Source organism: Marinobacter sp. AC-23, assembly GCF_001858325.1.
Lineage (GTDB): Bacteria > Pseudomonadota > Gammaproteobacteria > Pseudomonadales > Oleiphilaceae > Marinobacter.
In genome coordinates this window covers 18,917-33,753 of record NZ_MBPP01000009.1, presented here as the reverse complement: position 1 = coordinate 33,753, position 14,837 = coordinate 18,917, and the positions used below count along the sequence as shown (strand labels likewise).

The following is a 14,837-nucleotide window of genomic DNA, read 5'->3' as shown; positions in this document are numbered from 1 at the left end:
ACGCTATGGCCGACATAGATCACAGTGCTCCGGAAACCCGTTCCGAACTTCACTCACCTGAGAAGTTCGATGCGTGGCGGGAATCCCTGTTGGCAACACCTGCGCCAGCTCCGGTCATAACCGAAGTCGGCAAGGTAACCGAGGTGGGCGATGGTGTTGCGATCGTTACCGGCCTTGCCCGTGCGTTGGCCGATGAATTACTGGTGTTTGAATGCGGTGTGCGCGGCATAGTGCTGGATCTGGAACCAGGCCGGCTCGGTGTGATTCTGTTGGGGCCTTCCGAGCTCATCACCATGGGCGAGGATGTACGACGCACACGCAAGGTGGTGAGCGTGCCAGTTGGTTCCGCATTGCTGGGGCGCGTGGTTGACGCCATGGGCCGCCCCAAAGACGGGCTGGGCGCCATCGCGGCAGTGGCCGAGCATCCGATTGAAGCGGAAGCACCGGGCATTCTCAGCCGCTCGGCTATTTCCCGACCTCTGGCAACCGGCATCAAAGCCATCGATGCGGCGGTACCTGTGGGCCTGGGCCAGCGCGAGCTGATCATCGGTGATCGCCAAACTGGCAAAACCTCCATCGCCATAGACACCATACTCAATCAGGCGCGCTCAGACGTTACCTGTATATATTGCGCCATTGGCCAGCGCGGTGATGCCGTATCAAGGGTTATAGCTGCCCTGAAAAAAGGCAACATGTTGCGCCGCAGTGTGGTCATGTCCGCCGGTGATGAAGAAGCACCGGGACTGTCTTATATTGCGCCCTATGCCGCTATGGCTATGGCCGAGTACTTTTCCGATCAAGGCCGGGATGTGCTGGTTATTTTTGATGACCTGACTCACCACGCCCGCTCCTACCGTGAACTGTCGCTGCTGTTGCGCCGGCCACCGGGGCGTGAAGCCTTCCCCGGGGATATTTTCTACGTTCATGCCCGCCTTCTGGAACGGGCCGGCCAGTTTACCCAGGACGCGGGCGGCGGCTCGATTACCGCCTTGCCGGTGGTGGAGACCCAGGCGGAGAATCTGTCGGCTTACATTCCCACCAACCTGATCTCCATAACCGACGGGCAGATCTACCTGTCGCCACGGCTGGTGCGCAAAAACCAGTTTCCTGCCGTGGATCTGGGCCTGTCGGTTTCCCGCGTGGGTGGTAAAGCACAAAGCCGTGCCCTGCGCGAAGTGGCTGGCAACTTGCGGGTTACCCTGTCGCAGTTCGAAGAACTGGAAGACTTCGCCCGCTTTGGCACCCGGCTGGACGACACCACTCGCGCCCGCCTCACACGTGGCGCAGCGGTTCGCACGGCGTTGCGTCAGGCCGAGCGTGATCCCATGCCCGCAGCCGAGCAACTGGCGGTTTTGATTGCAGCAATGGAAGGGCTTTTCGATGCCTTACCTGAAGAACAACTAAGCGATGCCATGGGCCGCATCCGTGCCGCTGCCCGGAAACACTTCCAGTTCATCGACGAACGCATCAGCGAAAACAAAGGGTTGAGCGAAGAAGACCGCGAACGAATTATCACAACCGCTCGCGCCGCACTGTCTGTAAACCGCAGCGATCAGACGCCAAGCGCAGACGAGGTCAGCCATGGCCCAGACGCTTGAGACGCTGACCCGGCACAGCGACACCCTGACCAGCATTCGCGGCATCGTTCACACCATGAAAACCCTGTCTGCGATTAACGCGGCACCCTATGAGCACGCGGCCCGTTCAATTGAGGCCTATCACCAGACCATACTGCAGGGCTTTGCGGCCTTCGCTCATCGAACTGGCGGTATCAACCTGCGACAGGAAGATGCAGTGGAGCATCTGGTCATCGTGTTCGGCTCCGACCACGGCCTCTGCGGCAACTACAATGAGGTACTCGCAGGCGTGGTGCAGGTGCATTGCCAAAGCCAAACGATCGGCAAGCAACACCTGCTCTGCATTGGCGCGCAAATGAACGATGCCCTGGATGATCAGGGCCTACTGCCAGAGGCTGTTTTGCTGCCACCGGCTTCTGCTGATGGCATAGGTCGCCTCGCCGGCGATATTGTTACCCGCATAGACCGCTTTAACCGGGGCCAGCCGCTACATCATCTGGCCGTCACTCTAGCGTTTACCCAGCGCGGTGAGCACGGCACGCGGGAGCCGACAATACAGAACCTTCTTCCGCTGGCGCCCTCACTGCTACAGTGTGAAAAACGCTGGGATTCACGCTCGCTTCCGGATTACACCATGGAGGCGGATGCACTGCTGTCTTCCCTGATTCGCAGCCACATCTTCGCCAGCGTTTTCCGCGCCTCCGCAGAAGCCATGGTAACCGAAAACTCCGCGCGGCTGGCTCTTATGCAACAGGCGGAGCAGTCAGTGGATGAGCGTATTGAGGTGGTGGAGGGGGAGTTGCGATCAGTTCGGCAAACGGAAATCACCAACGAGCTGATGGATGTGATTATTGGTTTTGAGGCGTTGAAGAAGCCGAAGAAGCGGGTGATTTCTGACAACGCCATAACCACCCTCGGCAAAGCCCACATTGGGCCCTAAGATCCCCAAGTTGAGACCTTTAAGGTGAGGCCGGCTTTGCCAGGAAGCTAGCACCAATCACGCGCCTGAAGCTCAGGTCTTCGCCTCCTTTAACTGCTCCGTCAAGCCAACCTGCTCTATCGGCTTCCCCCAGCCATTTCCGTGCACCAACTCCTCCAACGGCAAGCGTTTCCGCCAGCCTTTCGCCTGCAATTCCGGCTGATCCAAAAACTCGCTAACATAGCCCAGACACAAATACGCCAAGGGGTAGACATGGTCAGGTAATTCAAGAATATCCGACAACCGATCCTGATCCAAAATACTGACCCACCCCACACCAATGCCTTCCGCCCGCGCCGCCAGCCACAAATTCTGCACGGCCAGGCAGGTACTGAACAGGTCCATTTCAACAACCGAATTACGGCCCAATACGTGGCTGCCACCCCGGGTACGGTTGCAGGTGATGCACAGGTTCATCGGGCTTTCGGTAATGGCCTGCAGTTTAAGGTTGCGATAGGCTTGCTGGCGCTCACCTGAGTAGTTCTCCGCGGCTTTGGCGTTTTCTTCATTAAAACTTGCCAATACCTGCTCGCGAACTTCCACGCTGTCGATCAGTATAAAATCCCAGGGCTGCATAAACCCTACCGAAGGCGCGTGATGTGCTGCTTTCAGAAGGCGAGCCAGGACTGGCTGGGGGATTGGGTCTGGCAGGAACTGTGAGCGCACATCGCGGCGCTCGTATATAGCGCGGTAGAGGCCCGCGCGCTCGTCTTCACTGAACGCATGATCAGAGTCACTCATTGTGCTAGATGCCCCCAGGTTAGCCGCAGATGGTTTCAGGTTCAGCAGTTCACGCAGCCAGTCGGTATCCAGACACTTCTCAACCTGATCTGCCAGCCGGTCAAGCTGTTCAAGCCGGTGCTGCTGGTAATCCACCGCAGCACCACTCACGCCAAGGCCGGCCCACTGTAACAGGGCATCGCAAGCGGCTGGTTGATCAAAAACACCATGCACATAAGTGCCGGCAACCAGGTCATCAGCGCTGACAGCCCCTTCATTATGGCCGTTGATCCGGGCCAGTGGCGTTAGCAGTGCTGCCCCCTCACTCACACCATTGTGCATTTCGTAACCACTGAAGGCGGCACCTTCTGCCTGGTCACCGGCAGGCAGATTCAGGGTTCCGTGCACCTCTTTCAGCTGTTTACCCGCAACCATGGTGGTGGTCATTTCCAGCAAGCCCAAGCCGTTTGTAGTGCCAGCACTGCCTTCCAGCCCGCTTGGGTCATTCACTTGTTCGCCCAGCATCTGAAAGCCGCCACAAATACCGAATACCTTGCCGCCGTACCGCAAGTGCTTGCGGATCGCTTGCGCCCAGCCCTGGGATTGCAGCCAGGCCAGATCGGTGCGGGTGCTTTTGCTGCCGGGAAGGATAATCAAATCTGCCGGCGGGATGGCCTGATCCGGGCCGATAAATTGAAGGTTTACTCCAGGGTGCAGGCGCAATGGGTCAAAATCATTGTGGTTACTGATGCGCGGCAAGACGGGCACGATCACATTAAGAGCCCCAGCCTCACTGGTGCCTGACGTGCCTATGCTGTCTTCAGAATCCACAATCAGGCCGTGAAGATACGGTAGCACCCCAATGACTGGTTTGCCCGTGCGGTCGACCAGCCAGTCCAGGCCAGGTTCCAGCAAACTGATATCGCCACGAAAGCGGTTGATGATGAAGCCTTTCGTGCGCTGCTGCTCGCTGCTGGAGATCAGCTCCAGAGTGCCTACAAGTTGGGCAAACACGCCGCCGCGATCGATATCGCCCACCAACAACACCGGGCAATCTGCCGCTTCTGCAAAGCCCATGTTGGCAATGTCGTTCGCCCGTAAATTGACCTCCGCCGGGCTGCCGGCACCCTCTGCAATAATCACGTCATAACGATCGCTGAGCGAGCGCCAAGCGTCCATCACCGCCTCCATGGCTTCGGCTTTGTAGGCGTGATAATCCAGCGCGTCCATATTGCCGTGCACCTGCCCACGCAGAATCACCTGAGCGCCGCAATCGCTTTGCGGCTTAAGCAATACCGGGTTCATGTCGCTGTGGGGCTCCACCCCACAGGCCAACGCCTGCAGCGCCGTGGAGCGGCCGATTTCACCGCCATCAACGGTTACCGCACTGTTCAGAGCCATATTCTGCGGCTTGAACGGTGCCACTGACACGCCTTGGCGAGCCAACCAGCGGCAAAGAGCAGCGACAACGGTGGTTTTGCCGGCGTCGGAGGTGGTGCCCTGGATCATGAGGGTAGTCATATTTTAAAGCTCAACGCCCTTCTGAGCCTTGATGCCCTGATCCTTAAAGGCGTGTTTCACCACGCCCATTTCTGTAACCGTATCCGCGATATCAATCAGTTCCTGCGGCGCATTACGACCAGTGACAACCACGTGCTGCATCTCTGGCCGGGCCTGCAGATCATCCAGAACACGATCCAGGTCAATGTAGTCATACTTCAATGCGATGTTGAGCTCATCCAGCAAAATCAGGTCATAACTGCCATCTTGCAACATGCCCGCGACGATATCCCAGGCGGAATTCGCCGCCTCAACATCCTGCTCCCGATTTTGGGTCTCCCAGGTGTAGCCCTGGCCCATCACGTGGTAATCCACATTCGGCAGGTCCCGAAAGAACGCCTCTTCACCGGTACTGAATGCACCTTTAATAAACTGCACGATGCCGACTTTCATACCATGGCCAAGGGCCCGGGCGACCATGCCAAAACCGGAGCTGCTTTTGCCTTTGCCTGGGCCGGTTAGCACCAGCAATATGCCCTGTTCTTTCTGGGCGTTAGCAATCCGTTCGTGCATGATTCTCTGTTTGGCCGCCATGCGCTTGGCGTGGCGTTCCGGGTCTGTTGCGCGTTCACGCATGGGTATTCTCCTTGTCATTGCAGTAGGTCAGCGGCTGGCCCTTGAAGATTGCTGCGATAACTTCAGGCGCTGATGGGAAGTAGCTGTAAAACAAGCTGGCGATCAAGCCTTTATGGCTGAACACAGCCTCGCTACCTGTGCCTGCTTGTTTTTCGGTGTGCGCTAAAGGCTGCCAAGAGGTGTTCAGTGTGAAGCGATGAAACGTATGCCCACGTAGTTCGCCTTGTTTCGTATTCAAACTGTGCATACCTAAGCCTTGAAGGCGCTTGGCAATGGCAGCCTGGCCTGGCACAAATCCCAACAGTGAGTGCACACCGCCCTCTTTATCTGAAAACTCTTCCATGCAGGCTACCAAACCGCCGCATTCCGCAAGTATCGGCTTGCCGGCATGATAGAAAGCGCTGATGGCCTGGCGCATAGGCAGGTTGTTTTCCAGGGTGCTGCCATGAAGGTCGGGGTAGCCGCCTGGAAGCCAAAGGGCATCAACTGGCGGCAGCTCGGAGTCCGCCAGCGGCGAGAAATAATGCAGCTCGGCACCCATAGCGACCAGTAACTCTGTGTTTGCACGGTAAATAAAACTGAAGGCAATATCCTGGGCAATCGCAATGCGCACCCCAGCCAGCAAAGCTTTCGGCTTGACCGGCTCAGCCGCTGCGATAGGCACCGCCTTTGGTAACTCATCAAGGCCCGCCGCCTTGAGCACTTCGGCAGCCTGATCCAGCTGCTGATCGAGGTTGTCCAGCTCTGTTGGCTGCACAAGGCCCAAATGCCGATCTGGAATATGCATGGCCTCATTGCGGGGAATGGCGCCCAGCAGGCTGATGCCTTTGGGCAACCCTTCCCGCAGCATATCGCCATGGCGCGGGCTGCCAATTTTATTCGCAATAACCTGATATACGGAGAGTTCGGGATCAAAACTGGCCAGGCCCAGGGCAATGGCTCCAAAGGTTTGCGCCATGCCCCCGGCATCAATCACCGGCAACGCCGGAATGCCCATTAGTTTGGCCAGGTCAGCACTTGATGGGTCGCCATCGAACAGCCCCATAGCACCTTCAATCAGGATAAGGTCAGCTGTTTTCGCGGCTTCCGCCAATCGCCACCGGCATTCATCTTCGCCGGTCATCCAGGGGTGAAGTTGATAAACAGGGTTTCCTGACGCAACTTCCAGCACCATCGGGTCCAGATAGTCCGGGCCGTGTTTGAACACCCGCACCTCGCGCCCGGCATTGCGGTGCAGGCGTGCCAGCGCAGCTGTCACCATAGATTTACCCTGCCCGGAGGCGGGAGCGGTAATCATCACTGCCGGTACGGCTTTACTCATTGGCTTACCATTTCAATAAAGTGAGTTAAGAGGACACTGGCACGAACACGGGGGCGCCATCAGCTTCTACCGTGATCAATTTCTGGTTATACAGTTTCTCAAGTGCCGATGATTTAAGCATGGAATCAGCGGGGCCCCAGCACGCGTCGCCGTTGGTATATAACAACAAAACATGGCTACACCAACGTGCCGCCAGATTTAGATCGTGCAGGCACATAAAAATGGTTTTGCCATTGTTCGCTTGCTTTCGAAGCAAGCGCATTACTCTGACTTGATGGTGCAGATCCAAATGATTGGTGGGCTCATCGAGCAGCCAGGCACTGGGGTTTTGAGTCATCAGTGTGGCGATAGCAACCCGCTGACGCTCACCGCCAGACAGCGTGTTCAGCAAGCGGTTAGATAAGTGGTCAACATCCAACAAGGCCAGTGCTTGCTGCGCGCGCCCCTGATCGTCAGCTTGCTCACTTTCCCAAGGCGACAACCAGGGGTGCCGGCCTATCAGAGCGGTTTCCATAACCGTCGCCGGAAAACTGTCCTGCCGCTCCTGAAACACCAGGCCAACCTGGCGGGCAATATCACGGCGCTTTAGTTGTGCTAGCGGCGTGTCATTCAGCATTACCCGGCCACTGCGGGCAGGAAGTAAGCCTGCGAGTGTGTGAAGCAAAGTGGTTTTACCCGCACCGTTAGGGCCAAGCACACCCCAAGTCTGGCCGGGCTCGATATCCATGTTCAAAGCATAGCCATCAGGCCTTCCCGGTACATTGATGACCAAATCACGAGTGCGCAGCTTACTCATCAGCGACTCCGGTGTAGCAGGTACAAGAAGGTAGGCACCCCCAGCAAGGCGGTAATCACGCCGACGGGTAACTGTTCGGGCGCAATCACCGTCCGTGCCAACGTGTCCGCCAGCACTAACAAGGTGCCGCCCGCCAGGGCACAGGCTGGCAGAATAATGCGCTGATCATTGCCCAGTACCAGCCGGAGCATGTGAGGCACAATCAGGCCGACAAAGCCGATACTGCCAGCCGTTGTAACTGCAGTCGCTGTCAGCAGGCTTGCGAGAATATAAATTGTCCACTCCAGCGGCCGTACAGATACACCAAGCGCTGCTGCCTGCATGGGGCCTCGCGCCAGCACATTCAAATTACGGGCAAGGGGTAGAACCAGCACAATGGATAAAGCCAGTACGATCAACGGTGGCCAAGGTGTGCGGGCATAGGAAACATCACCCATCAACCAATACAGCATGCCGGGAAGCTTGTAAGAAGGGGTAATGGCCAACATAAGAGTAATCACAGCACCCCAGCCTGCTGCAACCACTACGCCTGTTAGCAAAAGACGTGAGGGAGTCCAGCTGCCGGTGCCGTGGGCAAGACCGAACACCAACACTGTGGCCAGCATAGCGCCCGCGAAGGCCGAACCCGATATCAACAGCGTGCCCATGCCTGCCAGCATAGCCAGCAACGCCCCTACTGCAGCACCACCCGACAACCCCAGTACATACGGGTCAGCCAGTGGGTTACGGAGTAATACCTGCATAAGAGCCCCTGCCACGGCAAGCAGACCACCGGTCGCAAATGCAGCAAGCGTGCGTGGCAAACGCAGATCCCACAACAGCGTCCGATGCAGCGCTGTGCCTTCGCCCTGAATGACGTCCAAAAGACCAAGGGGAGGGATAGTCACACTACCCAAAGCCAGGGCCAGCAACACGGCCGCCAAAGCCGCCACACCAAGGCAAAGCAGAGAGCGGATCATCGATTGCGAACCCGCAAGTTCTCATTCATATCATCAACGTTCACGGGCAATATCCAGCTTTTGACAAATTAACTGGCTGGCTTCAAGAAGCCTGGGAGTAGGCCTCGAAATGGGGGAGGCAGGGACAAAGAACAAGTTGCCCCGAGCCACTGCGCTCATTCCGGAATAGTCTTTCCAGTGATCGAGCTCGTCATCACTGGCGCCCTCTACACTTCCGGTCAGGATGACATGAGGGTCGGCCTGCAACACGACTTCTGCGCTGATTCTGGGAACCAGGCGTGGCATATCACCAAACACATTAACACCACCACACAACTGCAACACTTTGCCAATCAAGTGATCGTTACTGATTGTCATCAAAGGCGTTTCCCATACCTGATAAAAAACAGGTATGGGTTCAGCGCTAAGATATTTCTCAGAAACCTCTGCAATACCTTTGCGGAAGCGTTCAGCTTCCGCAAACCCTTCTTTTTCCGTTCCGGCCAATACAGAGAGCCGTTCAATAACGCTGGAGACCTCCTCAAAGGTGCGCGGTTCAATGGCAAATGTGGGTAGGCCGAGCTCCTTCAACATTTCCATCTGTGCGGGCGGATTGCCCGTGACCCAAGTAATCACCAAATCTGGCTCTAGTGCCAACAGCGCTTCAAGGTCTATTCGGGTGTGGTTGCCAACCAGCGGTATCTTCAGCGCTGCTGGTGGGTAGTCACTATGATTTACAACGGCAACCACTTTTTCGCCAGCACCCGCTGCAAACATAAGCTCAGTTGCCCCTGGCGACAGCGTGGCTATGCGCTTGGCCGGTTCAGGCAAGCACACTTGTGTTTCCTGCCCATCTTCAGCGCACACCTCTGCCCATGCCGTTGGCGAGAGAACCAAAAGTATGCAAAGCAATGCTCTAACCGGCCAGTAACTCATTGTTTAGCTCTCACTCAGCGGAATTCGTACCGCACGGTAAGCATGCCTGTGCGACCCGCAGCAATGTATTTTACACCGTCAAAGCGCTCTGCCGTTGAGTACTCTTTGTCCAGGGCGTTTACCAGAGTCAGGCGGGTGTTCCAGTCCGGCGCAAAGTTCCAGCCTGCGCGCAAATCCAGGGTCGCAAAGCCGGCCAGGCGATTGTTATTCGCCGCGTCGTCGTAACGATCACCTTCTGCAACCACGGAGCCACCAAATGTAAAGTCACTGACAGTCTTGTCCAGGTCAATTCGGGCTGTGCGACGGGTGATGCGCCTTAGCTGGTTGCCGGTTTCCCGATCCTCCGGGATCAGGTAGGTCAGGGCAACAGCGGTACGCCAGCCGTTGTACTCATAACCGGCGGAGGCTTCTGCACCCTGAATTCGCGCTTTATCAACGTTGACGCGCGTATCGACACCGCCAATCTGGCCAGAGCCAATCAGGTTATCAACATCCATCTGATATACAGCCAAATCCCAGAACCATCTCGCGTAGGCACCGCTGGCACCCACTTCATAGTTTTTTGACGTCTCGGGGTCCAGGTTCGGGTTACCTTGGTAGTTAAATGCCAGTGGCCAGTAAAGGTCATTAAATGTGGGGGCCCTGAAAGCGGTGCCATAGCTGGCACGAACACGATGAGAGCGATCAAAGCTGTAGCCCAGCGCCACGCCGCCAGTTTCCTTGGTTCCGTAGGCTTCGTTGTCATCACTACGCAGGCTTAGCTGCGCATCAACCGGGCCAAAATTCAGCCGCAGCTGGCTGAACACGGCGGTATTGGTGCGGCTGGTTTCGGTATAATCCTGGGTGCTGCTGACCTCATCCTGTTGCAACTCCGCGCCAACTACCAGTTCGTGGACACTGTAGGTAAAGGTGTTTTCCCATCTGGCCTGTCGCAGTCGCGAGTTATATGTGGAGTCACCAAAGCTGGCAAACGTATCTGATTCATCCCTGGATTCTGAAAACTGAATCGCCGTTTTCCAGTTATCATTCAAGGGTGTCATAAGGCCAAGGCCCAAGGTACGGATCATATAATCAATATTACCGCCCTCGTACTCAGTGTTCCCTTCGGATTGCATCAGCATAACGCTGGCTTCACCGCCGTTATCCAGAGCGTGCACAACCCGGCCAAGCCCTGCGGTATTGCGGAAGCCTTTGTCATCGCCGTTTTCAATTATGGCCGTACCATCGGTTTCCTTGTGCAGGCCACTTAAACTGAACCGTGTATTACCCGCTGAACCTGAGACGCCTGCGCTAACCTTTTGAGTGTCAAAATTACCTGCTCCGGCCTCGACCCAGCCTTTCTGGCCGTACTTCGGGTCAAGCGTAAAGGCCTGCACTACACCTCCCATGGCATCGGCACCATAAAGCGAGCTACGAGGCCCCCTCACTATTTCAACACGCTCAATGAGATCTGTCGGAAAGTACTGCCAGGAAGCGCCACCGCTCGTTGCTGAGCGCAGCTTTACACCGTCAACTAGAAATACGGTTCCCGCATTCTGGACACCACGAGTATACACGCTCGTTGCTTTGCCAAATGAGCCGTTTCCAGTCACGTTAATTCCTGGCTGACCGCGCAAAAGATCAGAGAAATCAGTCGGTGCCTTGGAGCGAATTTCTTCTTCATCAATAACAGTAACGGACGCAAGACTCTCACCGACAGTTTTTGGGCCCAGTGTTGCGGTGACAACAATCGGGTCTAGTTGCGAGGTTTCGGCCTCCTGAGCGACGGCAATTGAGAGGGGACTAAATGCAAAAGGCAGTACCAGGCACCGGTAATAGATCGGGAAACGTTCATTTAATACACTCGCAGACACACCACGCGCACCCGCATGGCTGATTATTAAGTGCTGCAAAGGGAAGCGAAGCCTGTTAAAAAAAGGCTGGAGTATTGCAATGGGTGGGGAAATTCCGTGAGACAGGCCGGTGTTTACCCACCGCAACTGCCCTCCGCAGCGTTCGGTGTGTTTGCAGGCCGGTCTCCGGACTTGTGAGTTGTAATACTGACCAGCGTAAGCCTTCCCATGCTTGTGCACAGTGGCATCTCTCTTCGCCAATCACTCACTTACCGTTGCGGGGGCAGTGCCGGACTTTAACCGGCTTCCCGTTTCACTGTTGTAACGACGATGATTGCGTCACAACAGCACCTACAAACGCGGGGCAAGGCTAACAATGCGTTAATATTTGGTCAATGACTAATCACAAGTCTTTCCGGCCAGAGCCATCTCCAGCCTACGCCATTGCCCCTCGTTTGCCGCCAAACCAAACCTCAGCATTCCCGGATGCTCAAAGGCTCTGACCAACACCCCTTGCGCAGCCAGCTGATCCGCCAGCGACTGTGGGCTATCACTAGGAACTGTCTGAAATAGCGCGCTGCCACCTGCCACAGCATGCCCGGCTGACTGCAATACCTTCCGCAACCTACCAGCACTGTGGTGCAGGCGAGTGCGAGCTTGTCGCTGCCAAGCCGTATCGCTCAGCGCCTGAGCCATCACAAAACGAGCCGGCCCACCAAGCGGCCAAGGGCCGAGCGTTCTCTTTAAAGCATCAGCAACTGCAGCGTCCGCCAGCACAGCACCAGCGCGCACCCCCGCCAACCCAAAAAACTTTCCCACCGAACGAAGCACAATCAACCCCGGCAGCCCGGCGTGAGAACACAGGCTGAATACTGGTGTAGCATCCATAAATGCCTCATCCACAACCAGCCAGCCACCGCGTTCTTGCAGGCGCTGGTGCCAACGCAACAACGTCGAGGGCGGGATTATTTCTCCGGTGGGGTTATTGGGGTTAATCCAAACCAGTACATCCAGCTGATCTAACCAGCGATCATCGCAACCTGAAGCGCCACAACGGGTTTGCTCCGGCCCTATGGGGATAACTGTGTGGCCAGCGTTTCGCCAACTATGCCCATGTTCACGATAACCAGGCACAGGTATGCCAACGCAGCAAGGTTTGCGCAATCTCGGCAGCGCCATAATCGCCGCCTGGCTGCCGGGCACAGGCACACAGTCCGCCGTCAAGGGCGCTCCTGTCCATTGCCGAATAACCTCTTCCAGCCCATCATCGGCTTCTGGCAATCTTTGCCATAGTTCAGCCGGTATGTCTGGTACCGGCCAGCCAATTGGGTTAATACCGGTGGATAAATCCAGCCATTCTGAGCGGGGAATGCCCCAGCGCTCTGCCGCTTTATTCAACCGCCCACCGTGTTCCAGCATCATGATTAACGAACCACCAAAAATATAACCGCTGTAACCACCAGAACAACTCCAAGCCAGAGCCAGGCGCCGTGTCGCACCAAGGTAATTGCCGCTTCCACACTGACTGCGTTTGCATCCTGAGTGCCTCCTAGAGCCGGTCGGTGTTTAACACCGGAAGGATAAGGCGATGGCCCACCAAGTCGCACATTCAGTGCACCTGCCCCCGCCGCCATAACTGGCCCTGCATTTGGGCTATCCCATTGTGGCGCCTGAGTTCGCCAGCACCACCAAGCCAGTGTGCGCTCGCCCAGCAGCATATAGGTGAGTGCAGTCAACCGAGCGGGCACCCAACCCATCAAGTCGTCTAGCCGTGCCGCCACTCGGCCAAAATACAGAAACCGTGGGTTGCGATAACCCCACATGGCATCCAGGGTGTTCACCATTCGATGCATGACTACCCCCGGAATACCGGCAACCAGAAACCAGAACAAACTGGCAAACACGGCATCGGCTCCGTTCTCCAACATGGACTCAGTCGCCGCAGCAGCCACGCCCTGTTCGTTCAATGCGCTGGCCTTACGGCTTACAATGCGGCTGACCTGATCACGAGCTTTTTCAAGGTCACCCTCCCGTAATGGCTCCGCTACAGCTTTACCATGCTCAGCCAGCCCACGAAGAGAAAGCGCCAGCCATAGGGTTACCACCTGAGCCAACACCAAGAGCAACCCATCGACGGCCAGTGAAACCCAAATGGCCAGGCCCAGCATGGGAGCAGTCAGCAAAATCACCGAAAATAGTCCAGCCAAAAGACTTCGCCATGGATTACCCGGGGCGGTGTTGAGCCGCTTTTCCACACCGGTGGCCAAGCGTCCGAAGCCGACAACCGGATGCAGGTGGCGCGGCTCACCCATCAAGTGATCAAAGGCAAGGGCAAGCACACAGACAATCAACGGAGCAAATAACAACACAGGTGTTCCCGGGCTGGTCAGAAGGTTAAGCCGCCAAGCCTACCTGATTCCACTCAGTCGGAGTATGATCCCGCTCCATACTGTATTGAACCCAAGCCCTGGTCACCGTAACAACACCCTACGCTGTTACGACCTATTGATGTCTGAAGGTATGTGAAATGTCGTTTCCCAGCAGTTGGATCACCCCTCCCCAGCAACCCGAAGTCCGTTTTTTTGAGCAGGCCGCGCGGCGCCAAAGTGTGCTGACCAAGCCCGTAGGCTCTTTGGGCAAGCTGGAAAACGTGGCTGTTCAGCTGGCCGGGCTTCAGGGCACAGATAAGCCCACACTTGATCGCATCCAGATCAGTGTATTTGTGGGGGATCACGGTATTTGTGAGGAAGGGATTTCCGCCTACCCACAAGCGGTGACCGCCCAGATGATCGCCAACTTTGCCAATGGCGGCGCTGCCATCAGTGTGCTGGCTAAATCTCTGGGTGCGCAGCTGGAAGTTGTAAACCTTGGCACTGTATCCGACGTTGCTCCCGGTTTACCCGGCGTCATCGACGCACACATTGCTCCGTGCACCCGCAATTTTGCGGAAATCGATGCCATGACTACCGAGCAAGTGTGCGCCGCCCTGAACCACGGCGATGCAACGGCTCAGCGCGCCGCAGATAAAGACTGCCAATTGTTCATTGGCGGCGAAATGGGCATAGGCAACACCACCTCTGCCACCGCGATTGCCTGCGCGCTGATGAGCAAGAACCCCATGAAGCTGGCCGGCCCAGGTACAGGTTTGAACCTAGCCGGTGTGCGCCATAAAGCCGAAGTTATTATCAGCGCCCTTCAACGCCACGATATTGATGATGATGGTGAAGATGCCATGGCGGTGCTCAAAGCTTTCGGCGGGTTTGAGATTGCCGCGCTGGCGGGCGCCATTGCTGGCTGTGCAGCACGATCCATCCCGGTGCTGATTGATGGTTATATAGTCTCTGTTGCCGCGCTAATTGCCGTAAGCCAACAGCCAGAGATCCGCCCCTGGCTAATGTTCGCGCACCGCTCTGCAGAGCCAGGTCACCAAGCCATTCTGACTGCATTAAATGCAGAGCCACTGCTTGATCTTGGCATGCGTCTTGGTGAGGGTAGCGGTGCTGCCGCGGCCATTCCGCTGTTTAGAATCGCCTGTGATCTGCACAACAATATGGCCAGTTTTGAAGACGCTGGCGTTAGTAATAAAGAGCAGAAATAAAGAA

12 protein-coding genes, 1 pseudogene and 1 riboswitch are annotated in these 14,837 nt (G+C 56.4%); of the genes and pseudogenes, 3 read left to right on the top strand and 10 right to left on the bottom strand.

The window, feature by feature from the left end; translation table 11 throughout:
- Positions 1-5: 5 nt before the first annotated feature.
- Positions 6-1,598, top strand: coding sequence for a F0F1 ATP synthase subunit alpha (locus BCA33_RS04815; protein WP_083394632.1), 1,593 nt, complete (start codon positions 6-8; stop codon positions 1,596-1,598).
- Positions 1,582-2,517, top strand: coding sequence for a F0F1 ATP synthase subunit gamma (locus BCA33_RS04810; protein ID WP_071263835.1), 936 nt, complete (start codon positions 1,582-1,584; stop codon positions 2,515-2,517). The genes BCA33_RS04815 and BCA33_RS04810 overlap by 17 nt, the downstream gene beginning before the upstream one ends.
- A gap of 72 nt (positions 2,518-2,589) precedes the next feature.
- On the opposite strand, the gene bluB is transcribed toward BCA33_RS04810, so the two are convergent.
- The 10 genes and pseudogenes from bluB to cbiB form a co-directional block, all read right to left on the bottom strand.
- Entirely contained in the window at positions 2,590-3,297 is a 708-nt protein-coding gene (gene bluB / locus BCA33_RS21345; protein WP_175469710.1) for a 5,6-dimethylbenzimidazole synthase, read from the bottom strand.
- Between the two features lie 27 nt (positions 3,298-3,324).
- Positions 3,325-4,797: pseudogene (locus tag BCA33_RS04805) on the bottom strand (cobyric acid synthase); the annotation flags it as partial.
- Between the two features lie 3 nt (positions 4,798-4,800).
- Positions 4,801-5,412, bottom strand: a complete 612-nt coding sequence (gene cobO, locus BCA33_RS04800) for a cob(I)yrinic acid a,c-diamide adenosyltransferase (protein ID WP_071263834.1) — start codon at positions 5,410-5,412, stop codon at positions 4,801-4,803.
- The gene (locus tag BCA33_RS04795) at positions 5,405-6,733 is read right to left on the bottom strand and encodes a cobyrinate a,c-diamide synthase (protein ID WP_071263832.1); all 1,329 of its coding nucleotides are present in this window, start codon (positions 6,731-6,733) and stop codon (positions 5,405-5,407) included. The genes cobO and BCA33_RS04795 overlap by 8 nt, the downstream gene beginning before the upstream one ends.
- Before the next feature lie 25 nt (positions 6,734-6,758).
- Entirely contained in the window at positions 6,759-7,529 is a 771-nt protein-coding gene (locus BCA33_RS04790) for an ABC transporter ATP-binding protein (RefSeq protein WP_071263830.1), read from the bottom strand.
- On the bottom strand, positions 7,529-8,488 hold the full coding sequence (locus BCA33_RS04785; protein ID WP_071263828.1) for an iron ABC transporter permease: 960 nt from the start codon (positions 8,486-8,488) through the stop codon (positions 7,529-7,531). The genes BCA33_RS04790 and BCA33_RS04785 overlap by 1 nt, the downstream gene beginning before the upstream one ends.
- 33 nt (positions 8,489-8,521) lie before the next feature.
- Complete coding sequence (locus tag BCA33_RS04780; RefSeq protein WP_071263826.1) at positions 8,522-9,403, bottom strand: cobalamin-binding protein; 882 nt, start codon at positions 9,401-9,403, stop codon at positions 8,522-8,524.
- 14 nt (positions 9,404-9,417) lie between these two features.
- Entirely contained in the window at positions 9,418-11,202 is a 1,785-nt protein-coding gene (locus BCA33_RS04775; RefSeq protein ID WP_071263940.1) for a TonB-dependent receptor, read from the bottom strand.
- Positions 11,203-11,394: 192 nt separating this feature from the next.
- Positions 11,395-11,605, bottom strand: a riboswitch (cobalamin riboswitch).
- Between the two features lie 29 nt (positions 11,606-11,634).
- The gene (gene cobD / locus BCA33_RS04770) at positions 11,635-12,654 is read right to left on the bottom strand and encodes a threonine-phosphate decarboxylase CobD (RefSeq protein WP_071263938.1); all 1,020 of its coding nucleotides are present in this window, start codon (positions 12,652-12,654) and stop codon (positions 11,635-11,637) included.
- Between the two features lie 5 nt (positions 12,655-12,659).
- The gene (gene cbiB, locus BCA33_RS04765; RefSeq protein WP_071263824.1) at positions 12,660-13,604 is read right to left on the bottom strand and encodes an adenosylcobinamide-phosphate synthase CbiB; all 945 of its coding nucleotides are present in this window, start codon (positions 13,602-13,604) and stop codon (positions 12,660-12,662) included.
- 158 nt (positions 13,605-13,762) lie between these two features.
- On the opposite strand from cbiB, the gene cobT reads away from it, so the two are divergent.
- Positions 13,763-14,833 (top strand): nicotinate-nucleotide--dimethylbenzimidazole phosphoribosyltransferase, encoded by a 1,071-nt coding sequence (cobT, locus tag BCA33_RS04760; protein WP_071263822.1) that lies wholly within the window; start codon positions 13,763-13,765, stop codon positions 14,831-14,833.
- Positions 14,834-14,837: the final 4 nt, after the last annotated feature.